Genomic DNA, 23941 nt, shown 5'->3' with positions numbered 1-23941 from the left:
AGTCAGGCGCCTGGGTCCTCGTCGGCCTCGACGTCCCCGTCCCCCGCCGCCTCCACCTCGGTCCGCCGCCTGCGCTCGGCCCGCGCCACCGACCGCCCGGCCGACGCCGCGTCGTCCCCGGCCCCGGCGACCAGGCCGCACAGCAGCGCCGCGTAGCAGCGCTCCGCGTCGACCGGCGGGATCAGGTAGCCGCCCAGCTCCAGGTTCACCAGGCCGTGCGTGGCGATCCACATCTCGTGCGCGATCAGCGCCGGGTCGCCCTCGCGGAAGCGGCCCGCCGCGATGCACCTGGTCACCCGCTCGACGGCGGTCAGCAGGGTGTACCGGCCGTACTGGCGGTCCTCCTCGGTGAGCGAGAAGCCCGCCAGCGACTGGCCGCCGAACATCACCGCGTACAGGTGCGAGTTGGCCTTCGCGTTGTGCCGGTAGGCGTGCCCGAGCACCAGCACGTCCGCCACCGGGTCGTCGGTGTGCCTGACCCGGCCGAACTGCCGCTCCAGGCGGGCGAACCCCTCGTGCGCCATGGCGCGCACCAGGCCGCTCATGCCGCCGAAGTAGGTGTACACGGCCATGGTCGAGGTGCCCGCCTCGGCGGCGATGCGGCGGGTGGACAGGGCCTGCGCGCCGTGCTCGGCCAGCAGCCGCCCCGCGATGTCGACCAGCGCCGTGCGCGTCTCGGGTGCGAGCTTTCGCGGACTCACCCGGCCAGTGTCACACAGCCCGCACGCCGTCCCCCGCCCCCGCGGGCCACCGGGCGCCGGGCCTGCGCCAGTCCGAAGCGGCGGGCGACACGTCACCGGACTGGCGGAAAGCGTTGTCGGGGAAGGGGGAAGCGGAACCGGAAAATCCACAGTGGACTGGCAAAGCCCGCTTGAGGCCCTGGCGCGACCGCGGGCGCAGCCGGACGGACCAACCGGGTACCCGCTGTGCGGCACGCGCATATCGCAGAGTGCGGTGCTGCCGCGCGGAGGCTTCCCCCCGGCGTTCCCGCTGCTAGCGTTCCTGGCGAAGGACCGGTGGCCGCTCGCGGTCACCGGGACGGAACCACCCCCCGCGTCCCGGACCCGGTCCACCGACTGGCCGCCGCTTCGCCGAGCGGGATGGAGGCTGCTGTGCAGGACGCCGTAGAGCGCGCGATCGACACGATGTGGACCCGGTACCACGAGCCCTTGTCGCTGGCCGACATGGCGACCCCCGCGATACTCAGCAAGTTCTACTTCTCCAGGGTCTTCCGGGGGCTCACCGGCACCTCGCCGGGGCGCTTCCTGACCGCCATCCGGCTCAGCAGGGCCAAGCAGCTGCTGCTGGAGACCCGGCTCAGCGTCACCGAGATCTCCTACGCGGTCGGCTACAACAGCCTCGGCACGTTCACCAGCCGGTTCACCCGCAGCGTCGGCGTCTCGCCCGCCCGCTACCGGGCGCTGTCCGCCGAGGGCCTGCTGTCGCTGTCCGCGCTGCCCAGGGCCCAGGTCGGCCCGGCCACGGGCGCGGTGCGGGGCTGGGTGGACGTGCCCGAGGTCGGGCGGCCGGTGCGGGTGTACGTCGCCGCGTTCGCCGACCCGATCGCCCAGGGCGTGCCGCGCGCCTGCGACACCAGCGACGGCTCCGGGCCCTACCGGTTCGACGCGCTGCCCGAGGGCGTCTGGTACCTGCGGGCCGCCGTGGTCGCGCTGGACGACCCCGAGCCCCGGCCGTGGCGGCAGGGCCCCGCGCTGGTCGCCGCCGTCGACCGGGTCCAGGTCGCGGCGGGCCGCACCACCGAGGTCGACCTGTCGACCAGGCCGACCGGCGCGCTGGACCTGCCGATCCTGCTGGCCCTGCCCGAGCTGGACAGCGCCGGGCTTGCCGTCCCCGCGGGCTCCTGACCCCGCGGACCCGGAATGCCACGGACCCGGAACGCCACGGACCCGGAACGCCACGGGGGCGCTCCGGGTCCGCAGGCTTTCGGGACCGCAGGCTTCCGACCAGCTCAGGGCAGCGGGGCCCAGGAGCCGATCCGGCGCGCGGCGGCCATGCTCGCCCACGCGGTCAGCTCCACCAGCGCCCGGTCCTCCCGGTCCACCTCGCGGAACGCGGCCACCGCGGCGTCGTCCACCTGGTAGGCGGCCAGCGCGGTCAGCAGCGCCAACCGGCCCGCCGGGCGCTCGGGCGCGGGCAGCCCGGCCACCGCCTCCTCGGCCCACGCCCGGCTCACCCCCGGCGCCCGCCCGTCCCAGCCCGCCAGCCGCTCCAGCACCAGCTCCCGCGCGCCCACCGGCACCGACCGGCGCCCCGCCGCGTCCAGCGCCCCGGCCGCCCGCGCGAACGCCTGACCCAGCACCTGGTCCGCGCCCGCCCAGGCCAGGTCGGCGGGCAGGTCGGCCTCGGGCAGCAGGTCCAGCGACGCGCCCCGCACCGGCCCGCTCCGCCCGGCCGCCCGGATCAGGCGCACCAGCACCCGCCGCACCACCACCATCGACGCGGCGGGCGCGCCCGGCGGCAGCGGCAGCGCGCCCAGGAACAGGTTCACCATCCGGTTCAGGTGGTGCAGCACCACGGCCGTGCCCAGCACCTCGGGCGCCTGCTCGGCCGGGAACGGCGCGGGCGCGGTCGACCCGGCGAACGCGGCGGCGCCCGCCCACTCGGCCGCCGCCGTCCAGGCCGCGCCACCGCGGTTCCCGCGCACCACCAGGTCGTCGAGCACCGACGAGTGCATGGTCACGCAGAACGGGCACCGGTTGGCCTCGGACACCGCCGTCGACACCGCCTCCTTCACCGCCCTCGGCGCCCGGCCCGGCACCAGCAGCGTCTCCCGCAGCACCAGCCACACGGCCGCGAGCACGTCCGGCGCGGGGGAGTGCAGCGCGACCGGCGGGGCGAGCACCCCGAAGTCGCGCTCCAGCTCCCGGTACACCCTGGCCACCGGCCCGTCCGCCGCGCCGTGCCGCACCGGCCGCACCCGCCGCACCTGCGCCGTGGACAGCCCGCGCAGCCCCGCCGAGACCACACCCCGCAACACCATCGACCCCTCCACCGGGAACCAGGGGCGCGCGGTCACCGGACCGGCCGCACCCGCATCGGCAGCCCGCCGCGCACCCGCAGCGTCAGCATGGGCTCCGCGCGCACCCGGTGGCCGGGCGCGGTGCTCAGCCGCAGCTCCCTGGCCACGCACGCGGTCACGATCGTCGCCTCCAGCACCCCGAGCGCGCTGCCCACGCACACCCTGGGACCGGCGCCGAACGGCAGGTAGGCGTAGCGGGGCCTGCCCGCCGCCCGCGCCGGGTCGAACCGCTCGGGGTCGAACCGGTCCGGGTCCTCCCACAGGCCGGGGTGCCGGTGCAGCGTGTACGGGCAGATCAGCACGTCCGCGCCCGCGGGCACCGGGTAGCCGCCGACCTCGTCGGCCTCCCGCGCCTGCCGGGGCAGCAGCCACACCGCCGGGTACAGCCGCATGACCTCCTGCAGCACCATGCCGGTGTAGCGCAGCCGGTGCACGTCCTCGAACACCGGCACCCGGTCGCCCAGCACCTCGACGGCCTCGGCGTGCACCCGCTCCCACACCTCGGGGTGCCGGTCCAGCAGGTGGAAGGTCCAGCTGAGCGTGCTCGCCGTCGTCTCGTGCCCGGCCAGCAGCAGCGTCACCAGCTCGTCGCGCATCCGCAGCCGCCCGGCCCTCGGGTCGGCCTCGCCGCGCACCGACTCGACCAGCCGCGTGAGCACGTCGTCCCCGTCCGGGCCGGGGATCGCGGCGCGCTCGGCGGCCAACCGCGCCACCACCTGCTCCAGGTCGGCGCGCGCCCGCCGGAACCGCAGCTGCCGGGGCAGCGGCAGCCACGTCGGCAGCGCGCCCAGCGTCATCATCTCGAACATCGCCTGGTCCTGGACCGCCTCGAACGAGGAGCCGACCGAGTCGAACGCGCCGAGGTCCGCGTCCAGCAGCGACCGGCCCAGCACGGCCAGCGTCAACCCGGTCATCTCGGCGCTGATGTCCACCGGCCCGTCCCCGGCCCGCGCGCGCAGCCGCGCCACCAGCCGCACCGCCTCCTGGGCGATCGCGTCCGCCTTGCCGTTGACCCTGCGGGCCTGGAAGCCCGGCCCGATGGTGCGGCGCTGCGCCTTCCACTTCTCGCCCTCGCTGGTCAGCAGCCCGTCGCCGAGCGCGCGCCGGGCGTGCACCAGGCCGATGCCCTTGCGGTAGTTGGCGGCGTGGTCGGCGAGCACGTGCTTGGCGTGGTCGGGGTGGTTGAAGAAGTGCAGCGACCTCGGCCCCAGCCGCAGCCGCACGGCGTCGCCGTAGCGGGCGGCCACCGAGGTCATCACCTCCAGCCGGTCCCGCGCCATCCTGGCCAGCAGCGCCGGGGCCTGCCGCGCGGGCGGGCCGGGGAACTCGCGCACCGGCCGCACGGCGGTCACGCCGACACCCCGGCGCCGAACGCCGAGGCGATCCGCTGCCGCCACACCTCGTAGGCGGGCACGCCGGGCCGCTCGGGCAGCTCCGCCACCGGACCCGGCCGGGTCCGGTCGCACAGCTCCTTGGCCTCGCGCGGGGTGATCCCGCAGAACACCCCGGTGGCCACCGAGGTGTGCGGCACCTCCAGCCCGGCGTCCACGCGGGCGGTCGCGGCGAACGCGCTGCCCTGCGCCAGCTGCGGCGCCCAGTCCCCGGCGCGCGCGGCGAACTCCCGCAGCTCCGCCTCGTCGCCGCCGCCCGCGTAGGTCGCGGCCAGGCCCGCCCCCGCGTACAGGTCGCCGCGCCGCGACTCGGCGAACGAGTCGATCAGGTCGGCCACCACGGCCGGGTCCGCGCCGCCGACGAACCAGGATGCCCGGCCGATGCCCTGGTCGATCACGTGGTCGGCGTACCAGGACATCGGGCCGCCCGGCCACGGGAACCGCGCCTCCCGGTACCGCTCGCGCACGTACCGCTCGGTGTGGAAGTACGCCTGGTGGAACCCGTAGCCGTCCAGCGCCAGCCAGCGCAGCAGCGGGTCGTCCAGCGCCATCCGCGACCACAGCGCGCGCGGCACCCGCGCCATCGCCCAGCCCGCGCCCACGTACACCATGTACGCGTGCTGCGCGCCCGCCCCGCTCAGGAAGCGGGCGTTGCGCCCGCGCCTGCCCAGCGGCAGCGCGTCCCGGATCGCGAACGCCATGCCCGCGCCCTCGTACGCGAAACCCCGGTACGGCGCGGGAACCTCCTCCAGCGGGGCGGTCGCGTCCTCCGGGGCGCGGGCCTGCGCGGCGTGCCCGAACCCCGCCAGGAAGCTGCCTCCCACGGTCTCCAGCAGCTCCCGCGCGGCCGGGTCCTTGTCGTGGAACCCGCGCACCGAGAGCCGCGTCTCGGACACGTCGGGGGTCAGGACTCGGCGCCGGAGCGCGCCCAGCGTGCTGCTCATCGATCGCTCCCCTCGCCCGGCCGCTCAGGCGCGGCTGACGGATCACCCGATCGTCACCGCGCGGCCCGACCAGCGCCTACTTCCAGCGTGCGAAGTGCTCCACCTGCGGCGGGGAGCGCGGGCAACGCGCGAGTAGCAGCGGCGATCGGCGCGGTGCGACTCTCGGCTCCCGGCGGGTGCGACCCGTGCCCGCACCCACTAGCCCAGAGGGATCACATGACGGCCCACTACAACGACATCATCGTCGGAGCGGGATCGGCCGGTTCGGTGCTCGCGGCCAGGCTCAGCGAGGACCCGGCGAGGCGGGTGCTGCTGCTGGAGGGCGGACCGGACCACGCCCGGCCGGACGAGCTGCCCGAGGAGGTGTTCCACGGCAGGTCCATGTCCTTCACCGGGCAGGACTGGGACTTCCGCGCCGACGTGCACGACGGCCGCCGCATCCGCTACCCGCGCGGCAAGCTCACCGGCGGCTCCTCCGCGGTCGGCGCGACGGTCGGGCTGCGCGGCGTGCCCGCCGACTACGACGACTGGGCGGCGGCGGGCAACCCGGCCTGGTCGTACGCTGGCGTGCTGCCCTACTTCCGGAAGCTGGAGAGCGACGGGGACTACGGCGAGAGCGAGTTCCACGGCGGCTCCGGCCCGATCCCGATCCGGCGCTGGAGCGCGGACGAGCTGCCGATCGGGCAGACCGCGTTCACGCAGTCGTGCCTGGACCACGGGTTCGCCGAGGTCGCCGACCACAACCACCCGGAGGCCACCGGCGTCGGCTCCATCCCGTCCACCCGGCACGACCGGGACCGCAGGGCCACCACCGCCAGCACCTACCTGGCCCTGACCAGGGGCAGGGCGAACCTGGAGCTCGCGCCCGGCCTGCTGGTCGACCGGGTGGTCTTCGACGGGCAGCGGGCGATCGGCGTGCTCGTCGGCGCGCCCGGCGCGGAACCGGAGCTGGTGCGCGGCGACCGGGTGCTGCTCGCGGCGGGCGCGATCGGCACGCCCGCGATCCTGCTGCGCTCGGGGATCGGGCCCGCCGAGGACCTGCGGCGGCTGGGCGTGGACGTGCGCGCCGACCTGCCGGGCGTGGGCGCGAACCTGGTCGACCACCAGCGCACCGGCGCGTTCCTGGTGCCCGAACCGGGCGCGGTGGACCGCACCGAGGCGTTCCTGCAGCAGATCCTGCGCACCACCTCGCCGGTCACCGGCGACTTCAACGACCTCCAGTACTACATGGTCAACCACTTCGGCCTCGGCCCGTTCCCGGAGCTGCAGATGCTCGCGGGCACCACCGAGATCCTGGGCGTGATGGTCGTGGCGCAGCGGCCGGGCTCGCGCGGCCGGGTGACCGTCGACTCGACCGACCCGCGCGCGGCCCCGGTGATCCGGCTGAACTTCCTGGACGACGAGCGCGAGATCGACGTGCTGGTGGACGGGGTGCGCACCGCGTGGCGGCTCGCGCACCACCCGGACATCCTCAAGCTGGGGCAGGGTTTCGTGGTGCTGCGCGACGCGATGATCGACAACGACGACATGGTGCGGCAGTACGTCAAGACCAGCCTGGAGAGCGCTTACCACCCGACCGGCACGGTCCGCATGGGACCGGCGTCCGACCCGTCGACCGCGGTGGACGAGCGCGGTGCGGTGCACGGGCTGGAGGCGCTGCACGTGTGCGACGCCTCGATCATGCCGAACACCGTGCGCGCCAACACCAACCTCACCTCCATCATGATCGGCGAGCGGATGGCCGACTGGCTGCGCACCGGCTGAGCGCGTCCTGCGCTCGGAAGAACCCTCGCGCGGCAGTGCGCAGCGGCTCCGGACCCGTGCGGGGGTCCGGAGCCGCTGCGCGCTCACCGGGTCACGGCTGCGGGAAGAACCGCTTCACGAACACCTCCCACGCCCGGTCCCCGAAGATCGCCCGCTGCGGTCCCAGCAGCCGCACGGGAATCCCCACCCGGTACCGGATGCGCGGCTTGCGGTCGGTGATCGCCCGCTCCACGACCTTCGCCACCTGCCCCGAGCGCACCGACGTGCGCCCGCGCCCGGTCGGGTGCTCCACCTCCCGGTAGGCGCCGTGCCAGTCCACGAACCGCTGCCAGAAGTCCGCGTACAGCTCGCTGTCGGAGGACAGGCCCAGGTCGCCCACGGTGGTCGGCACGAACGAGCCCAGGATCGGCGACGGCTCGATCACCGCCACCTCGATGCCCCACGGCGCCACCTCCAGCCGCAGCGAGTCGCTGATGGCCTCCAGCGCGTGCTTGGTCGCCTGGTAGTAGCCGCGGCCGGGGGTGGCGAACAGCCCGAAGATCGAGGACATCATCACGATCCGCCCCGACCGCTGCTCCCGCATCCCCGGCAGCACCAGCTGCGTCATCCGGGACAGCCCGAAGAAGTTCGTCTCGAACTGCCTGCGCACCTGCTCCAGCGGCGTCTCGCCGATCGTGCCGTTGAGGCTGTGGGCGGCGTTGTTCACCAGCACCCCGACCGCCCCGTGGTCCTCGGTGATCCGCTTGACCGCCGCGGCCATCGACGCCTCGTCGGTCACGTCCACCCGCAGCGTCGTGATGCCCTCGGCGGCCAGGTCCTGGAGCCCGTCCAGGTTCCGGCCGGTCGCGTACACCGGGTGCCCGGCGCGGTGCAGCCGCAGCGCCGTCGCCCGCCCGGTGCCCGAGGACAGCCCGCCGCTGGAGTTGACCCCGGTGATCAGGACCGCCCGCGACGGGCTCACTGGTCACCGCCGCCCGGCTGGGACACCGGCTGCTGGGACACCGGCTGCTGCGACACCCGGCTCGCGGCCACCGAGTAGCCCAGGCCCAGCCCGTCGACCATGCGCGTGATGAAGTTGAACATCGACGCGGTGAAGAACGCCTCCAGCAGCTCCTCCCGGCTCCACCCCGCCTCGCCCGCGACCCGCCAGTCCTCCTCGGTGATCTTGTACGCCTCCCGGCTGACCTTCGTCACCAGGCGCAGCAGCACCTTCGTGCGCTCGTCCACCGGCAGCTCGTCCACGCCGGACGCCGTCTCCACCGCCTTCGCGGTCTCCTCCGGCCCGCCGAACGCCCGGAAGAAGAAGTTGTGCGTGCCCACGCAGTACGGGCACTGGTTCACCTTCGACGTCCACGCCGAGATCAGCTCGCGGGTCTGCCGGGGCAGCACCCCGCCCAGGTACATGCCCTTGTAGCCGGCGACCACCGCCTCCAGCAGGTCCGGCCGGGACGAGGTCAGCCGGAACATGTCGGGCACGAACGGCAGCCCGGTGGCCTGCTTGATCTCGGCGTACAGCTCGGCGACGCGGCCGGTGGCCTGCGCCTCCTCCACCATCGGGACTCGGACCTCGGTCGTTGCGTCCATTCTCGACTCACCTCTCAGCGGTGGAACCGGGGATACGGGGGGTGTTGCGGCGGCGCAGGACCGGGACCGCCTCGGCCTGGAAGTCGACCTCGGCGTCGAAGCCCTTCACCACGCCCTCCACGACCAGCAGCGACAGCAGCGGGAACGCGAACTCCGGCGCCGGGAACAGCCCGAACCGCCGCTGCAGGTCGAACAGCCTGCCCGCGAACCGGGCCAGGTCGAACTCGCCGGACAGCGCGCCGGAGCTCTCGGCGACCAGCTCGCGCAGCCCCGACCGGAAGCCCTCCAGGTCGCAGTCGTCGGCCACGTGCGCGGCGCTGTCCACGACGATCTGGGCGCACATCCAGCCGTCGCCCATCGCCATGTTGATGAAGAAGTCGGAGAACGACCGGCGCACCGCCTCCGGCAGCCGGATCACGAACCCCGCGTCCAGCACGACCAGCCCGGCGTCGCGGTCGAAGTACAGGTTGCCGGGGTGCAGGTCGCAGTGCACCACGCCGTCCACGAACAGCATCTCGTAGATCGCCGCCAGCACCGCCCGCACCACCGCGCGCCGGGTCGCCGCGTCCAGCTCGCCCGGCTCGAACCGGGTCAGCCCGTCCACGTACTCCATCACCACGATCTCCGGCGTGCACAGCCCCGGCAGCGGCTCGGGCACGTGGACGTTCCCGGACGCGGCCAGGTTCGCGCGCAGCCGGGCCAGCGACTCGGCCTCCGCGGTGAAGTCGAGCTGCCGCAGGATCGCGCCGCCGACCTGGGCGTGCATCAGCGCGAACGGCATCCGCCGCAGCGCGGGCAGCCGGGCGGCCAGCGCCATCGCGGCCGAGGTGAGCGCGAAGTCCTGGCGCATCACCCGCGCGATGCCGGGGCGGCGCACCTTCACCGCGACGTCCCGGCCGTCCAGGGTGGTGGCGCGGTGGACGGTCGCGATGCTGCCGCACGCCACCGGCTCCCACCCGAACCCGGCGAACGGCCACTCCCGGTCCCGGTAGGCGCGCCGCACGGCCCGCCGCACCCGCCAGGCGCGCGGTGGCCGCGCGGCGTCGGTGAGCGTGGACAGCGGACCGGTGACCGCGTCGGGCAGCAGGTCGCGGCGGGTGCTGAGCAGCTGGCCGATCTTGATGTAGGACGGGCCGAGCGCGGTCAGCAGCCGCACCCACCGCCCGCCGTCGCGCAGCACGGCCCCGCCGGGCGAGCCGCGCAACCGCGCGAGCAGCGCCGCGCCCGCGAGCGCGGCGGCGTGGCCGAGGACCACCGCGCCCACGCGGGCGCCGCGCAGCGCCAGACCGGGCAGTCGGACCAGGCGGCGTGCGGTGTTCGGCACGAGCGCCCCCTTCCGTCGTGGGACCGGGTGGACCGGGCCGGGTGGACCGGTGTGCGACCTGGCCCGATCGTGCTGACCGGGGCGCGCGGACCACTACTCCCTGCGTGCCGGGAACACCGAAGTGGTTGGCGCGACAGGGTTCTTGGCCCCTTGACGAGCGCGCGGGGGCGCCGCGGGGGTGATCGGGCAACCTCGGAGAGCCGCCGCCCGCCGCGCCGGGCCACCCTGGGACGTGGTCCGCAGCCGACGAGTCAGGGGTGAGCGATGGTCCGGGCACGTCCGCGCGGCGAGGCCGCCACCAGGGTCACCCCGGAGCGCTGGCGGCAGGCCAGGCGGGCGGTGCTGGACGCGGGGGAGCGGTTCGCCGCCCTGGTCGAGTCCGCGCCCGACCCGGCGGCGCGCGCGGTCGGCCGCTGGAGCGTCGCCGAGACCGCCGCGCACGTCACGGCCATCGCGCTCAACAACACCGCGGTCGTCGCGGGCGGGACGAAGCCGTTCCCGGTGCCCGAGGTCCGCCCGCACCTGGTCGCCACCACGCTCGCCACCCTCTCCGGCGGCATGAACACCGCGCAGCTGGCCGCGTTCACCGAGCGCGACCCGCGCAGGCTCGCCGCCCGGCTGCGCGAGGCGCTCGCCGAGGTGCTGGCCACCACCGAGCACGCCGACCCCACCACCGCGCTGCCCTGGCTCGGCGGCTCCCGGCTCCCGCTCGCCGGCCTGCTCGCGCACCTGGCCAACGAGCTGCTCGTGCACGGCTGGGACGTCGCCCGCGCGGCGGGCGCGCGGTGGGAGCTGCCCGAGGAGCAGGCCGCGCTGTTCGTGGACCTGTTCCTGGTGGAGCTGACCCGGCACGGCGTCGGCCGCCTGCTCGACGACTACCCCGACCCGCCGCGCCCGATCGCGGTCGGCTTCCACTCCACCCGCACCGAGCCCGTGACCCTGGTGGTCGGGGCGGGCGTGGCGCGGGTGGAGGAGGGCGGCGGGCCGTGCGACGCGCACCTGCGGTTCCGGCCGTCCGCGCTCGACCTGGTGCTGTTCCACCGGATCGGCCCGGTCCGCGCCGCGCTCACCGGCGGGCTGCTCGTGGCGGGCAGGCGCCCGTGGCTGCTGGGGCCGTTCCTGCGGAAGGTGCGGATGCCCTGATCACACCGCCCACGGCGCGACCGGGTACCAGGGGATGATCTCGCGGCGGGCCAGCAGCCGCACGTCCCAGTACAGGAACGTGAACACCCCGGCCGTGATCAGCGCGGCGGCCGTGATCGCCGCCGCCCGCGAGGGCTTCGCCGTCAGCCACCGGTGCAGCCGCCCGCCGGTCAGCGCCGCCAGCGCCACGAACAGCACCGCCATCACCAGCACGTTCCCCAGCGACTGCAGGGTGAACGCCGCCGCGCCGTAGAACGGGTCGTGCCGCTCGGCCGCGTCCCGGAACATCTGCCGGAACAGCGGGAACGGGCGGCCGATCAGGAACGCCCCCACCAGCACGCCCATCAGCACCAGCGGGGCCTGCGGGAAGCGCCGGGAGACACGGCGGAACGGGTCGGGCGCGTAGCCGAGCGCGGCCAGCCCCAGGTACACCATCACCAGCCCGATCAGCCCGAACACCACCAGCGACTGCAGGGCCCGGCCGTTCAGCACGCCCGGTTCGGCTGCGGCGGTGGAGAACTGCGGCATCCGGGTGCCGACCAGCCCGACCACCACCCCGTACAGCGCCGACACCGGCAGCATCCCCACCGCCAGCCAGCCCAGCGGGGTGAGCGCGGCCCGCGCCCTGGCCCACCGCGACCCGTCCGCGCCGAGCATCGGGGCGACCGCGCTGAACGCGGCCACGTTGCACGCGGTGAACGTGCCCGCCAGGCCGCTGACGAACGCGAACAGCACCCCGGCGGCGATCCCGGCGATCGGGGTGGCCTTGGCGTCGTGGCCGAGCAGGGTGTTGGCCACGTTGTCGCCGATGGTGGAGTCCACGAAGTGGGCCGACCAGACCACGGTGAGCAGGAAGCCCGCGACCGAGCTGAGCAGCAGCACCAGCCCGCGCCTGCGCGGGAAGTGCCCGTTGACGAACAGGGACGTCCCGGTGTCGGGAACGGGTGCGGGTGAGCGGTCTGCGGTGGGGCGCGCCATCTCGTCTCCTCGGGGAGCGGCAGGGGAGCGGTGCGGGACCGAGCGCGCTACAGCATCCCGGCGCGGCCACCGCGGCGCTTCTCCCAGCGTGCGCACCGGGCCCGCGCGCCGAGTCGTCCCCCGGAAGGGCGAGCGCGGGACGGGTGAACCAGGGGGGAGTTGACGCCGGAAGCCCGACCCGCGAGGTCCACCGCGCAGAGCAACCTCGGAGAAGCGCGGTCGCGCGGGCCGGGTTCATGCTGGTGGTCGGCGCCCGAACGGCGCCCACCGCACAGCCACCCCCCGACGCGGCGCGCCGGGGACCGCCCGCGGCGTGGCACGGCGGTCGAGTGGGCCCTCGCCGTCCGCGCGGGCGGCGCGCAGGCCGGGGACCGGACGCCCGAACCCGCTCCCCGGCCGCGCGCCACCCGCCCCGACCACCACCCGCCCCGACCGCCACCCGTCCCGACCGCCACCCGTCCCGACCGCCACCCGTCCCGACCGCCACCCGTCCCGACCGCCACCCGTCCCGACCGCCACCCGTCCCGACCGCCACCCGTCCCGACCGCCACCCGTCCCGACCGCCACCCGTCCCGACTGCCAACCGCTCCGACTGCCACCTGCCCCGACCGCCACCCGCGCACCAGCCCTCCGACCGCGCGCCCGACTCCGCCCTTCCCGCGCACCACCACCCCCGAAAGGCGACCATGGACAAGACGGAGCTCCGGGTGGGACTGGTCGGCCACGGCTTCATGGGCGTGGTCCACTCGCACGCCTGGCAGGTGGTCGGCCGCGCCTTCGACCTCCCGGTCCGCGCCCGCACCGCCGTGCTCTGCGGTCGCGACCCCGCCCGCACCGCCGACGCCGCCCGCCGCCTCGGCTGGGACGAGCACGTCACCGACTGGCGCGACCTGATCGCCCGCGACGACGTCGACGTGGTCGACGTGTGCACCCCCGGCGACAGCCACGCCGAGATCGTCACGGCCGCCCTCGCCGCCGGGAAGCACGTGCTGTGCGAGAAACCCCTGTCCAACACGCTCGCCGAGGCCGACGCCATGGTCGACGCCGCCCAGGAGGCCCGCGCGCGCGGCGTCCGGTCCGCGTGCGCCTACAACTACCGCAGGCTCCCCGCCGTCGGCCTGCTGCGCGAGCTGGTGCGCGCGGGCCGCCTCGGCGAGATCCGGCACGTGCGCGCCTCCTACCTCCAGGACTTCTTCGCCGACCCCGACGTCCCCCTGGTGTGGCGGATGGAGCGCCACCGGGCCGGTTCCGGTGCGCTCGGCAACCTCGGCTCGCACGTGGTCGACCTGGTCCAGCACGTCACCGGCCTGCGCTTCACCGGCGTGAGCGCGCTGACCGAGACGTTCACCCGCCGCCGCCCGCTGCCCGGCGGCGGGACCGGCGAGGTCACCGTGGACGACGCCGCGCTGCTCACCGCCCGACTGGACGGCGGCGCGCTCGCCACCTGCGAGACCAGCTGGGCCGCCACCGGCCACCGCAACACCCTGCGCCTCGAGGTGGGCGGCACGCTCGGCGCCGCCGCCTTCGACCTGGACCGCCTCAACGAGCTGCGCTTCCACGACGACGCCGAACCGCGCGCCGAGCGCGGCTTCCGCCGCATCATGGTCACCGAGCCCGAGCACCCGCACGTCACCGGCTGGTGGCCGCCGGGCTGCGCGGTCGGCTTCGACCACCCGTTCACCCACGAGGTCCGGGACTTCCTCGCCGCGATCGCCGACGACCGCGACCCCACCCCGTCGTTCGCCGACGCCCGGCAGGTGCAGGAAGTGCTCGACGCGGCCACGAGATCCGCCCGTTCCGACTCCGCTTGGGCCAAGGTGTGACCCGGACCACGAGGGACCGCCACGAGGGTGGTCCCGGAGGAGGACGGACGATGACCGACCCGGAGATCGTGACCCGCGAGCAGTGGCGGGCGGCCCGCCTCGAACTGCTCGCCGAGGAGAAGGAGCTGACCAAGCACCGCGACCGGGTCAACGAGGCCCGGCGCAGGCTGCCCATGGTCGAGGTGACCGAGGACTACCGCTTCCAGGGCCCGGAGGGCGAGCTGACCCTGCTCGACCTGTTCGACGGCCGACGCCAGCTGCTCGTGCACCACGTGATGTTCGGGCCCGAGGCCGACGCCGCCTGCCCGTCCTGCTCGTTCTGGCAGGACTGCGTCGGCAACCTGACCCACCTGCACGCGCGCAGCACCACGCTCGTCGCGGTCTCGCGCGCGCCGCTGCCCAAGCTCCAGGCGTACCGGGAGCGGATGGGCTGGCACGTGCCCTGGTACTCCTCGCACGGCAGCATGTTCAACTACGACTACCACGCCAGCTTCGACGCCTCGATCGCCCCGGTGGAGTGGAACTACCGGAGCTACGAGGAGCTGGTGCGGATGAACCCCGGCTGGGAGAACTGGTCGGGGGAGGAGCAGGGCGTCAGCGCGTTCCTGCGGCAGGGGGACCGGGTGTTCCACACCTACTCCTGCTACGGCCGGGGCGACGACCTGCTCAACACCACCTACAACTGGCTCGACCTGACCGCGCTCGGCCGCCAGGAGGGCTGGGAGAAGCCCGAGGGGCGCGGCTCCGGGCCGTTCATGGGCTGGTTGCGCAGGCACGACGAGTACGACCCCGAGGTGATCGCGGGCGCGCGCGACCGCTCCTGACCCGATCGCGCCGACCCGATCGCGCCGACCCGATCGCGCTGACCCGATCGCGCTGACCCGATCCGGCCGACCCGGTCGGACCGCCCGCAGTGGTCCCGACGCGGACCACTGCGGGAACCCCGGCCCCACCACCACTTCCACCGCCCCCACCGCCACTTCCGCCACCGCACCCGAACCCCGCCGCCCGACCCCGCCGGTCGCACTGCCGCGCCCGGCGCACCCGCGCGCCCCCGCCACCCCGTGGGCGCCAGGACGAGAGGCGACACCGTGGAGACCCGCAGCCCGACCACCCGGCGCACCACCCCCGCCGGACCGCTCGACGTCGAGACCTTCCGCGCCACCCCGTTCCGCGCGGCGGTCCCGCAGGCCGACCTGGACGACCTGCGCGACCGCCTGGCCCGCACCCGCTGGCCCGCCACGCCGCCCGCCGCCGACTGGTCGCGGGGCGTCCCGCCGGACTACCTCGCGGAGCTGGCCGAGCACTGGCGCACCCGGTTCGACTGGCGGGCCGTCGAGGCCAGGCTCAACGAGCTGCCGCAGTTCACCACCACCCTGGACGGCGCGAACGTGCACTACGCGCACGTCCGCTCGCCCGAGCCCACCGCCACCCCGCTGCTGCTCGTGCACGGCTGGCCCGGCTCCTACGTGGAGTTCCTGGACGTCGTCGGCCCGCTCACCGACCCCGCCGCGCACGGCGGCGACCCCGCCGACGCCTTCCACCTGGTCATCCCGACCCTGCCCGGCTTCGGCTTCTCCGGCCCCACCCCCGAACCGGGCTGGGACCACCGCCGCGTCGCGCGGGCGTTCGCCGCGCTGATGGCCGGGCTCGGGTACCACGACTACGTGGTGCAGGGCGGCGACTGGGGCATGGTGATCGCCGCCGAGCTGGCCGTGCACGACCCGGAGAACGTGGCGGGCGTGCACGTGAACACCCTCCTCACCCTGCCGCCGCAGCGGCCCGGCGCGCTCGACGACCTGACCGAGGACGAGGCGGCCAGGCTGGAGCTGCTGGGCCACTACGGCGAGGACGGCTCCTGCCACTTCCGGCTGCTGGTCACCAGACCGCACACCGTCGCCTACGCCCTGAGCGACTCCCCGGTGGGGCAGCTGGCGTGGATCGTGGAGAAGTACCGGGACTGGAGCGGCGCGCGGACCACCCCCGAGGAGGTGATCGACCGGGACCTGATGCTGGCCAACGCCTCCCTGTACTGGTTCACCGCCACCGCGGCCTCCTCCGGCGCCCTCTACCACGAGGCGCTCGGCGGCAGCAACCGCAACTCGCACCTGCTGGGCGGCCCGTGGGAGCTGTCCTGCCCGGCCGGGGTCGCGGTGTTCGCGCACGACGTGAACCTGCCGCTGCGCCGCTTCGCCGACGCGGTCCTGCCCACCGTCTCGCACTGGTCGGAGTTCGACCGCGGCGGCCACTTCCCGGCGCTGGAGGTGCCCGAGCTGTACGTGGGCGACATCCGCGCGTTCACCAGGACGCTGCGCAGGCGCTGACCCGGAAAACCCTGCCGCGCAAGGGGAAGCCGCGTCGAGCAGGGCAACCAGGAAGACGTCCCCGGCCGCCGCGCCGTGCCACGATCGGCTTGTCCCACCGCCCCCGGCCGCAGCACGCGCGGGGCGGCCCCGGCCGTCGCCGGGCACCCCCTTCCGGCAAGCGCCCGGTCCCGCGCGAGCGGCGGACCGGCGGACCCCACGGAGCCACTGATGAACAACACCGCTGCACCCTCGCGGGACGAGCTGGTCGGCCGGGCCGCGGAACTGGCCCCCGCGCTGGCCAAGCACGCGATCTGGCAGGAGGAGAACCGCGTCCTGCACCCCGACGCGATCGACGCGCTCGCCGACGCCGGGCTGCTCAAGCTCACCCTGCCCGCCCGCTACGGCGGCCACGAGTGCGACACCACCACCCTGGTCGACGTGCTGGCCGAGATCGCGCTCGGCGACGGCGCGGCCAGCTGGGTCGCCACCGTCTGGAACATCAGCACCTGGCTCGCGGGCCTGTTCCCGGACGAGGTGCAGGACGAGGTCATCGCCTCCGGCGACACCCGGATCTGCGGCACGTTCGCCCCGCACGGCGTCGGCGTGCCCACCTCCGGCGGGATCGTGCTCAACGGCAGCTGGAGCTTCAACACCGGGGCCAGGCAGAGCGGCTGGAACGCGCACGCCGCCGTGCGGGTGGCCGAGGGCGGGGAGCCCGAGCCGGTGCTGGTGCTGGTGCCGATGTCCGAGCTGGAGGTCGTCGACGACTGGCACTCGTCCGGCCTGCGCGGCACCGGCAGCGTCACCACCACCGCGAAGGACGTGTTCGTCCCGGACGCCCGCGTGCTGCCGATGATGCCGGTGATGCGGGAGGGCGCGCACCGCTCCGAGACCAACGCGGCGTCGCGGCTGTGGAACGTGCCGTTCCTGCCGTGGGCGTGCGCGGTGACCAGCGCGACCGCGCACGGCCTCTCCCGCGCGGCGTGGGCGGCGTTCCTGGAGCGGCTGCCCACCCGCTCGATCACCTACACCGACTACGAGCGCCAGTCGCACGCCCCGCTCACCCACGTGCAGCTCGCCGACGCGCGGGCCCGCATCGACGAGTCCGCCTTCCACGTGCACCGGGTCGCCGCGCGGGTCGACGCCAAGACCGGCGCGCCCTGGTCGGTGCGCGAGCGCGTGGAGGCCCGGCTCGACCTGGGCGTGGGGGTGCAGCGGGCCAAGGAGGCGGTCGACATCCTGGCCAACGCCAGCGGGGCCTCGTCCACGCTGACCACCGTGCCGATCCAGCGGATCGCCCGCGACAGCCAGACCTCCAGCCTGCACGCCTTCGCCCACCCGGACACCAACCTGGAGCTGTACGGCCGCGTCGTGTGCGGCCTGGAGCCCAACACCCAGTTCCTCTGACCGCCCACCCCGCCCCCGCCACCCGCGGGGGCGGGGCTCCCGCCGCGCCACGTGAAGAACCGAGCAATCCGGAAGAAGCCCGCTCCCCGCGCGCGGCCGTACGGTCGTGCACGGGGGCCACGCGAGGAGTTGACGATGGATGGCCACGTGCCCGCGCAGCGGTCCCCCCAGGACGAGCCGCCCGAACCACCCCCCGACGGCCCGTCCCGCGCGATCCCGGTCGGCGCCCTGCCCGGCGCGGCGCTGATCGGCGGCGCCGCGCTCGCCGACCCGGTGCTGCTCGGCGCCGCGCCCGCGATCCCGGCGCTGCTCGACGCGGTGCTGCCCGACGACCTGCTGCCCGACGACCTGCTGCCCGACGACTTAGCGCCCACCGCGGTGCTCCCCGGCGTGGTGCTCCCGGACGCCCTGCTGCCGGGGGACCTGCTGCCCGACGCGCTCCTGCCCGCGCCACTCCCGCTCGCGCCACTCCCGCTCGCGCCGCTCCCGCCGGACGTGGCGCTGACCGAGGTGCTGCTCCCGGAGGACCTGCTGCCCGACGACCCCCTGCCCGACGCGCTCCTGCCCGACGCGCTCCTGCCCGACGCCCTCCTCCGGCCCGCCGAACCGCTCGCCACCACGCCCCACCCCGGCCGCCCGAGACCCGCCCCGCACCCGCTGTCGACGGTCACCGTCGACCTGGTCATCCCGGTCTTCAACGAGGAGCGCGCCCTCCCCGGCTGCGTCGCCACCCTGCACGACTACTGCACCCGGCGGCTGCCGTTCGACTGGACCATCACCATCGTCGACAACGCCAGCACCGACACCACCCGCCGCGTCGCCCAGGACCTCGCCGGGCACTGGCCGAGGGTGCGCGTCGTGTCCCTCGACCGGCGCGGCAAGGGCAACGCCGTGCGCACCGCGTGGACCGGGAGCAGCGCGGGCGTGGTCGTCTACATGGACGTCGACCTGTCCACCGGGCTGGACGCGCTGGTCCCGCTCGTGGCCCCGCTCGCCGTCGGCCACTGCGACCTCGCCATCGGCTCGCGGCTCGCGCCGGGCGCCCGCACCGTGCGCGGCGCCCGGCGCGAACTGCTGTCCAGGGGCTACAACGCCCTGATCCGGCTCACCCACGGCACCCGCTTCCGGGACACCCAGTGCGGGTTCAAGGCCGCGCGGGCCGAGGTCGTCGGACCGCTGCTGCGCCGGGTCAGGGACGACTCCTGGTTCTTCGACACCGAGCTGCTGCTGCTCGCCGAGCACAACGGGCTGCGCGTGCTGGAGGTCCCGGTCGACTGGGTGGAGGACGTCGACAGCCGGGTCGACGTCACCGGCACCATCGCGGGCAACGTGCGCGGCCTGGCCAGGGTCGCACTGGCCAAGCTCTCCGGCGCCGCCGCCGTGACCGACCTGCCGCCCCGCCCGGCCCCCGGACCGACCCACCCCGACGCCGTGCTGCGCGACCGGCCCCGGTCCCGCCTCCCGCGGCTGCGCTGCCCGCGACCGGGCGCCCGGCGGCGGGCGCTGCCCCCGCCCGGCCACCACCCCGCCACCCCCGCCTCCGGCTGAGCACCCGCCTCCTCGGCCCACCCCCCGAACCCCGCCGGAGCCCCGTGCCCCGGCGAGATCCCCCGCGACCCGGCAACCCGAGGAGCCCCCGTGACCAGGACAGCAGAACCCGCACCCCCGGCCGCGCCAGGCGGCCCCCTCCTCACCCGCGAGGCCGCCCTCGTGTCGGCCGCGTTCGCCGCGGTCGTGACCGCGCTCGTGCTGTCCACCCTGGCGCTCGGCGACGCGATGCCGATGCTGGAGCGCGACTTCAAGGTGTACGTCGTCAGCGGCCAGGCGGTGCTCGACGGCGCCTCCCCGTTCGACGTCTCCACCGACGCGGGCCTGCTGTTCATCTACTCGCCGTTCGCGGCCCTGCTGTTCGTCCCGATCGCCCTGCTGAACACGCACCTGGCGTTCGCGCTGTGGACGTTCGCCTCCACGTTCGCCCTCACCGCCTGCACCTGGCTCCTGCTCGGCCTGGCCACCCCGCTCGCGCCGAACAAGCGCACCGGGTTCGCGCTGCTCGCCTCGGTCGCCGCGCTCGGCACCGCCCCGGTGTGGCCGATGGTGTTCAACGGCCAGATCAACCTGCTGCTGATGCTCGTGATCCTCGTCGACCTGCTGCGCGGCCCGTCCCGCCACCGGGGCGTGGCGATCGGCCTGGCGGCCGGGATCAAGCTGACCCCGCTCATCTTCGTCCCGTACCTGCTGCTCACCGGCCGGGCCCGCGCGGCGGCCGTGGCGACGGGGACGTTCCTGACCACCGTGCTCGTCGGCTACCTGGTGCTGCCCGGCCCGTCCGGCCAGTGGCTCAGCGGCCTGGTGCTGGACACCACGCGGATGATGCCGCCGGACCACGGCCCGTGGAACGAGTCGCTGCGCGGGGTCCTCGGCCAGCTGCCGGGGGTGCTGCACGCGCCGTGGTTCGGCGTCGCGGTGACCGTCCTGGTCGGGCTGGCCGGGCTCGCGGTCGCGGTGCGGGCGACCCGGCGCGGGCAGGTGGCCGGGGGAGTGCTGGCCTGCGCGGTGACCGGCACCCTGGTGTCCCCGGTGTCCTGGCCGCACCACTGGGTGTGGGTGGTGCCCGGCGCCGCGGCCTGGCTGTGGTGGGCGCTGCGCCACGGCCGGGCCGGGCACGCCCGCGCCGCGCTCGCCACCTGGGCGGTGATGATCGTCTCCGGGGTGGTGATGCTACTGGACGACTCGCCGGTGGCGGACCTGGTGGTCAACGTGATCAGCCTGTCCGAGGCTGGCCTGTTCGCGCTGAACGTGTTGCCGGTGCTCGGCGGCATGGCCCTCCTGGTCGCGCTCGCGCTCCCCGCCCGGCGCCCCGCGGGCCCCGCGCCCGACCCCGCCCCCGAACCCGTCCCCGACACCCCGGCGCAGCGCCCGCTCCTGGAGCGCTGACCCGACGCCCGAACCGCCGCACCACCACCCGGACGCGCCGTCCCGGTGGCGCACCCCGGCGCGATCCGCCACCGTGCCGCACCAGAACACCGCCGCCCCGCACGGCCCCCGCCCACCGGCGGCGCGGGGCCCGGCGGAGCCGAGCAGCCGGTGAGCGGAGGCACGTCGTCCCATGCACAAGCACAAGGTGCTGCTCGTGGTCGTCGCACTGGTCCTGACCCTGACCAGCGGCGCGACCGCGGGAGAGCGCGACCCGTCCGCCACCGGCCTCGGTGACGGCTTCACCTCCGGCGTCGCCAGGGTCAACGGCACCTCCCTGCACTACGTCCGGGGTGGTCGCGGACCGGCGCTCCTGCTGGTCCACGGCCACCCCCAGGACTGGTCCGAGTACCGGGCCGTCATGCCCGCCCTCGCCAGGGACTTCACCGTCGTCGCCGTGGACCTGCGCGGCATCGGCGGCTCCGAGCCGACCGAGGGCGGCTACGAGGCCGCGAACCTGGCCGAGGACCTGCGCGCGCTGGCCGCCCGGCTCGCGCTGGGCCCGGTGTACGTGGTCGGCCACGACATCGGCGGCATGGTCGCCTACGCCTACGCGCGCCTCAACCCGGCCACCACGCGCGGCGCGATGGTCCTCGACGTCCCCCTGCCGGGCCTGCCACCGTGGGACGAGAGCACCGCGCGGCTGTGGCACCTGGGCTTCCACCAGGCGCCGGGCCTGGCCGAGGACCTGGTCGACGGCAGGCAGGAGGTCTACCTCAGGTTCGTGCTCGACCGGGAGACGTTCAGCGACGCCGAGGTCGCCCGCTACGCGCGGGCGTACCGGCCGAAGGCGCGGCTGCGCGCCGGGTTCGAGCTGTACCGGGCGTTCCCGGCGAACGCGGCGTTCAACAGCTCCCGGACCGGGCGCCTGGACGTGCCGCTGGTGTGGGTGTCGGGGGACCGGTCGATCTTCGCCGACATCGGCCCGCGCGTGGCCGAGGGCCTGCGCGCGGCGGGCTGCACCGACGTGCGCACCGAGGTGGTCGCGGGCAGCGACCACTACCTGCTCGACCACCGGCCCGGCGCGGTGACCGCCCTGATCCGGCGCTACGCCTCGCGGTGAACCCCGGCGGCCACCAGCGCCGCCAGGCTCGCCGGGGCCAGCCGCTCGGTCACCGAGGGGCCGGGCCCCGGCGGGGCCAGCCGCGCGCCCGGTCCCAGGTGGGCCTCGCGCAGCTCGTCCATGAACTCGGCCCACAGCGGGGGGCCGCCCGCGGCGAGCACCGCCGTGCGCGCGGCGTGCTCGTCGCCCGCGGGCAGGTGCCGCACGCCCCAGACGCCCAGCTGCGCGAACACCGGCACCAGGGCGATCGAGCGCTCGGTGAGGCTGTAGACGACCTTCTGCTTGTGCGTGGGGTCGTCGGTCTTGGTGAGCATCCCGTGCTCGACCAGCACGGCGAGCCGGTCGGCGAGGATGTTCGAGGAGATCCGCTCGGGACCGGCCAGCAGCTCGCGGAAGTGCCGCGCCCCCAGGAAGATCACGTCGCGCAGCACCAGCAGGGTCCACCGGTCGCCGAAGATCTCCAGCGCCAGGTTGACCGGGCAGTCCGACCTCGTGTCCTTGCGCACCGCGCCCCTCCCCGCACCACTGCGACCCCGCCGCCGGGCCTCACCGGGAACCTACTGGAAATCCCCGAGCTGTGACGTGGGCCACCGCCTGCTACGGTACCTCTGGTTGTGAAATGCAACCAGTCTCCGCCGGCGCCACCCGCCGGCGCCACCCACCACACCGACGAGGAAGGCCCGGATGAGCGCACAGGACACCAGCGCGGGCGCGCGCGAGCAGGCCGTGGACGGCAGGTCGAAGCTGCTGTTATCGGCCCTGTTCGTCGCCGCCTTCGTGCTCGGCACGGCCGAGCTGCTCATGGTCGGCGTCATCGGCCTGATCGCCGACGACCTGGACGTCTCCATCCCCGCCGCGGGCGGCCTGGTCACCGCCTACGCGCTGGGGCTGGCCATCGGCGGCCCGCTGCTGACCGCCCTCACCATCCGGTTCGACAAGCGGGTGACGCTGATCGGCGCGCTCGCCGCGTTCGCCGTCGTCAACACCACCCCGGTGCTGCTGGGCCAGTTCGCCCCGTTCCTGGCCGCGCGCGTGGTCACCGGCTCGCTGCACGGGCTGTTCGTCGCGGTGTCCTTCGTCGCCGCCGTCGCGGTCGTGCCGCCCGAGCGCGCCGGGCGGGCCATCGCGACCGTGTTCTCCGGCTTCGCCGTCTCCGCCGCACTGGGCGCGCCGCTGGGCACGCTCGTCGGCCAGTGGCTCGGCTGGCGCGACTCGTTCCTGGCCATCAGCCTGCTCAGCCTCGTCGCCTGCGCGGCGCTGGTCGCGCTCGTCCCGCCGCTGCCCGCCGAGCGCGGTGGCGGCGGCGCGGGCGACCAGGCGCGGTACGCGTTCGCGCCCAGGGTGCTCGTCGTGCTGCTCCTGGGCTTCCTGCTGTTCGCCTCCTCCTACGGGGCGCTGACCTACCTGACGCCGTTCCTGGAGCGCGTCACCGGCGTCTCCGGCGCGCTGCTGAGCGCCTTCCTGCTCTGCTACGGCGCGGCGGCGGCGGTCGGCTCGTTCGCGGGCGGCCGGTTCGCCGACAGCGGGGCCGCGCGCGCCATGCTCCTCGGCGGCGTCGGCACCGCCCTCGCCCTGCTCGTGCTCCACCTCGGCGGATCCTCGCCCGTCCTGGTCGCCCTGGGGCTGGTCGCGTGGGGGCTGTTCGCGCAGGGCGCGGTGCCCGCCTACCAGTACCGGGTGCTGGAGCTGGCCGGTCCCGGCAGCCAGCTGGCGTCGGCGCTGCCCGCCTCGGCGGCCAACGTGGGCATCGCGGTCGGCTCGGCGGTGTGCGGGCTGGCGATCGCGGGCGACCCGTCCGGCGCGCTGCTCACCGGCCTGGTGATCGGCGTCGTGGCCCTGCCGGTGGCGTGGTTCGCGCTGCGGCTGCGCCCGCCGGTCGCGCCCGGCGCGGGGGAGAGCGCGGGGAAGGGCGCGGGGAAGGGCGCTGCGGAGGACGCCCCGGCCGGGTAGCCGGGTGCGCACTCCGGGACAAGCGCCGGGGGTGGACCGGTGCCACCATCGGTGGTGCGGGTCCGCCCCCGGCGCGCTCCCGCGCGTCCACGGCGGACAGGGTTCCACTGTGGACGCTGTCGCGCGCGCGAACCCTTGCGCCCCAAGCGCTCCCGGACCGACAGGTCGGCAACATCGGAGAACCGGACCGGACCGCCCCCGTGCCACAGTTCCCAGCGGGGCGGGAACCTTCCGCCCGGAAGCCACCG

At 75.4% G+C, this 23941-nt stretch carries 20 protein-coding genes; 11 read left to right on the top strand and 9 right to left on the bottom strand.

All coding sequences use genetic code 11. The annotated features are described in order from the left end of the window. Positions 1–2: 2 nt before the first annotated feature. A complete protein-coding gene (locus CNX65_RS20555; RefSeq protein WP_096495213.1) occupies positions 3–701 on the bottom strand; it encodes a TetR/AcrR family transcriptional regulator in 699 nt (232 codons plus the stop codon). Positions 702–1112: 411 nt separating this feature from the next. Here CNX65_RS20555 and CNX65_RS20550 point away from each other — a divergent pair, with 411 nt between their 5' ends. After that, positions 1113–1865: a helix-turn-helix transcriptional regulator gene (locus tag CNX65_RS20550; RefSeq protein WP_096495212.1), complete on the top strand. Its 753-nt coding sequence runs from the start codon at positions 1113–1115 to the stop codon at positions 1863–1865. Between the two features lie 104 nt (positions 1866–1969). Here the strand turns inward: CNX65_RS20550 and CNX65_RS20545 are convergent, their stop codons facing one another. From CNX65_RS20545 to CNX65_RS20535, 3 genes are read right to left on the bottom strand one after another with little or no spacing between them, the layout of a single operon-like run. Next, positions 1970–3001: a carboxymuconolactone decarboxylase family protein gene (locus CNX65_RS20545; RefSeq protein ID WP_096497896.1), complete on the bottom strand. Its 1032-nt coding sequence runs from the start codon at positions 2999–3001 to the stop codon at positions 1970–1972. 32 nt (positions 3002–3033) lie between these two features. Next, the gene (locus tag CNX65_RS20540; RefSeq protein ID WP_096495211.1) at positions 3034–4392 is read right to left on the bottom strand and encodes a cytochrome P450; all 1359 of its coding nucleotides are present in this window, start codon (positions 4390–4392) and stop codon (positions 3034–3036) included. Then, on the bottom strand, positions 4389–5375 hold the full coding sequence (locus CNX65_RS20535; RefSeq protein ID WP_096495210.1) for a DUF1702 family protein: 987 nt from the start codon (positions 5373–5375) through the stop codon (positions 4389–4391). Before CNX65_RS20535 ends, CNX65_RS20540 begins: the two co-directional genes overlap by 4 nt. A gap of 216 nt (positions 5376–5591) precedes the next feature. Here CNX65_RS20535 and CNX65_RS20530 point away from each other — a divergent pair, with 216 nt between their 5' ends. Beyond that, entirely contained in the window at positions 5592–7139 is a 1548-nt protein-coding gene (locus CNX65_RS20530; protein WP_096495209.1) for a GMC family oxidoreductase, read from the top strand. Between the two features lie 91 nt (positions 7140–7230). On the opposite strand, the gene CNX65_RS20525 is transcribed toward CNX65_RS20530, so the two are convergent. Genes CNX65_RS20525 through CNX65_RS20515 form a run of 3 tightly spaced genes read right to left on the bottom strand, consistent with a single transcriptional unit; the run spans position 7231 to position 10047 of the window. After that, positions 7231–8100 carry an SDR family NAD(P)-dependent oxidoreductase gene (locus CNX65_RS20525; protein ID WP_096495208.1) on the bottom strand — a complete coding sequence of 290 codons (870 nt, stop codon included), beginning with the start codon at positions 8098–8100 and terminating at the stop codon, positions 7231–7233. After that, positions 8097–8723 carry a carboxymuconolactone decarboxylase family protein gene (locus tag CNX65_RS20520; RefSeq protein ID WP_096495207.1) on the bottom strand — a complete coding sequence of 209 codons (627 nt, stop codon included), beginning with the start codon at positions 8721–8723 and terminating at the stop codon, positions 8097–8099. The genes CNX65_RS20525 and CNX65_RS20520 overlap by 4 nt, the downstream gene beginning before the upstream one ends. 7 nt (positions 8724–8730) lie before the next feature. Beyond that, positions 8731–10047, bottom strand: coding sequence for an ABC1 kinase family protein (locus tag CNX65_RS20515; RefSeq protein WP_096495206.1), 1317 nt, complete (start codon positions 10045–10047; stop codon positions 8731–8733). 264 nt (positions 10048–10311) lie between these two features. Here CNX65_RS20515 and CNX65_RS20510 point away from each other — a divergent pair, with 264 nt between their 5' ends. Continuing rightward, on the top strand, positions 10312–11190 hold the full coding sequence (locus tag CNX65_RS20510; protein ID WP_096495205.1) for a maleylpyruvate isomerase family mycothiol-dependent enzyme: 879 nt from the start codon (positions 10312–10314) through the stop codon (positions 11188–11190). On the opposite strand, the gene CNX65_RS20505 is transcribed toward CNX65_RS20510, so the two are convergent. Continuing rightward, a complete protein-coding gene (locus tag CNX65_RS20505) occupies positions 11191–12168 on the bottom strand; it encodes a hypothetical protein (RefSeq protein ID WP_096495204.1) in 978 nt (325 codons plus the stop codon). 686 nt (positions 12169–12854) lie between these two features. On the opposite strand from CNX65_RS20505, the gene CNX65_RS20500 reads away from it, so the two are divergent. The 7 genes from CNX65_RS20500 (at position 12855) to CNX65_RS20470 (ending at position 21743) form a co-directional block, all read left to right on the top strand. Beyond that, positions 12855–13991 carry a Gfo/Idh/MocA family protein gene (locus CNX65_RS20500; RefSeq protein WP_096495203.1) on the top strand — a complete coding sequence of 379 codons (1137 nt, stop codon included), beginning with the start codon at positions 12855–12857 and terminating at the stop codon, positions 13989–13991. Between the two features lie 50 nt (positions 13992–14041). Then, positions 14042–14815, top strand: coding sequence for a DUF899 domain-containing protein (locus CNX65_RS20495; protein WP_096495202.1), 774 nt, complete (start codon positions 14042–14044; stop codon positions 14813–14815). 267 nt (positions 14816–15082) lie between these two features. Then, positions 15083–16315, top strand: coding sequence for an epoxide hydrolase family protein (locus CNX65_RS20490; protein WP_096495201.1), 1233 nt, complete (start codon positions 15083–15085; stop codon positions 16313–16315). 210 nt (positions 16316–16525) lie between these two features. Further along, on the top strand, positions 16526–17704 hold the full coding sequence (locus tag CNX65_RS20485) for an acyl-CoA dehydrogenase family protein (RefSeq protein WP_015802834.1): 1179 nt from the start codon (positions 16526–16528) through the stop codon (positions 17702–17704). 135 nt (positions 17705–17839) lie between these two features. After that, complete coding sequence (locus tag CNX65_RS38190; protein WP_096495200.1) at positions 17840–19252, top strand: dolichyl-phosphate beta-glucosyltransferase; 1413 nt, start codon at positions 17840–17842, stop codon at positions 19250–19252. A 90-nt stretch (positions 19253–19342) separates the two neighbouring features. Continuing rightward, entirely contained in the window at positions 19343–20641 is a 1299-nt protein-coding gene (locus CNX65_RS20475) for a glycosyltransferase 87 family protein (RefSeq protein ID WP_157767752.1), read from the top strand. 172 nt (positions 20642–20813) lie between these two features. Continuing rightward, a complete protein-coding gene (locus tag CNX65_RS20470; protein WP_096495198.1) occupies positions 20814–21743 on the top strand; it encodes an alpha/beta fold hydrolase in 930 nt (309 codons plus the stop codon). On the opposite strand, the gene CNX65_RS20465 is transcribed toward CNX65_RS20470, so the two are convergent. Beyond that, complete coding sequence (locus CNX65_RS20465; RefSeq protein WP_096495197.1) at positions 21728–22249, bottom strand: winged helix-turn-helix transcriptional regulator; 522 nt, start codon at positions 22247–22249, stop codon at positions 21728–21730. The two genes, CNX65_RS20470 and CNX65_RS20465, sit on opposite strands and share 16 nt — an antisense overlap. 178 nt (positions 22250–22427) lie before the next feature. On the opposite strand from CNX65_RS20465, the gene CNX65_RS20460 reads away from it, so the two are divergent. Further along, the gene (locus tag CNX65_RS20460; RefSeq protein WP_096495196.1) at positions 22428–23693 is read left to right on the top strand and encodes an MFS transporter; all 1266 of its coding nucleotides are present in this window, start codon (positions 22428–22430) and stop codon (positions 23691–23693) included. Positions 23694–23941 lie beyond the last annotated feature (248 nt).

Origin of the sequence: Actinosynnema pretiosum (assembly GCF_002354875.1) — a bacterium.
Lineage (GTDB): Bacteria > Actinomycetota > Actinomycetes > Mycobacteriales > Pseudonocardiaceae > Actinosynnema > Actinosynnema auranticum.
The sequence above is the reverse complement of the archived record's forward strand: the minus strand, read 5'-3'. Positions and strand labels throughout refer to the sequence as shown.

Coding starts and splice junctions, on each gene's coding strand:
- CNX65_RS20495 (WP_096495202.1), top strand. CDS start 14,042: ATGACCGACCCGGAGATCGTGACCCGCGAGCAGTGGCGGGCGGCCCGC.
- CNX65_RS20500 (WP_096495203.1), top strand. CDS start 12,855: ATGGACAAGACGGAGCTCCGGGTGGGACTGGTCGGCCACGGCTTCATG.
- CNX65_RS20485 (WP_015802834.1), top strand. CDS start 16,526: ATGAACAACACCGCTGCACCCTCGCGGGACGAGCTGGTCGGCCGGGCC.
- CNX65_RS20505 (WP_096495204.1), bottom strand. CDS start 12,168: ATGGCGCGCCCCACCGCAGACCGCTCACCCGCACCCGTTCCCGACACC.
- CNX65_RS20530 (WP_096495209.1), top strand. CDS start 5,592: ATGACGGCCCACTACAACGACATCATCGTCGGAGCGGGATCGGCCGGT.
- CNX65_RS20460 (WP_096495196.1), top strand. CDS start 22,428: ATGAGCGCACAGGACACCAGCGCGGGCGCGCGCGAGCAGGCCGTGGAC.
- CNX65_RS38190 (WP_096495200.1), top strand. CDS start 17,840: ATGGATGGCCACGTGCCCGCGCAGCGGTCCCCCCAGGACGAGCCGCCC.
- CNX65_RS20510 (WP_096495205.1), top strand. CDS start 10,312: ATGGTCCGGGCACGTCCGCGCGGCGAGGCCGCCACCAGGGTCACCCCG.
- CNX65_RS20535 (WP_096495210.1), bottom strand. CDS start 5,375: ATGAGCAGCACGCTGGGCGCGCTCCGGCGCCGAGTCCTGACCCCCGAC.
- CNX65_RS20520 (WP_096495207.1), bottom strand. CDS start 8,723: ATGGACGCAACGACCGAGGTCCGAGTCCCGATGGTGGAGGAGGCGCAG.
- CNX65_RS20470 (WP_096495198.1), top strand. CDS start 20,814: ATGCACAAGCACAAGGTGCTGCTCGTGGTCGTCGCACTGGTCCTGACC.
- CNX65_RS20545 (WP_096497896.1), bottom strand. CDS start 3,001: ATGGTGTTGCGGGGTGTGGTCTCGGCGGGGCTGCGCGGGCTGTCCACG.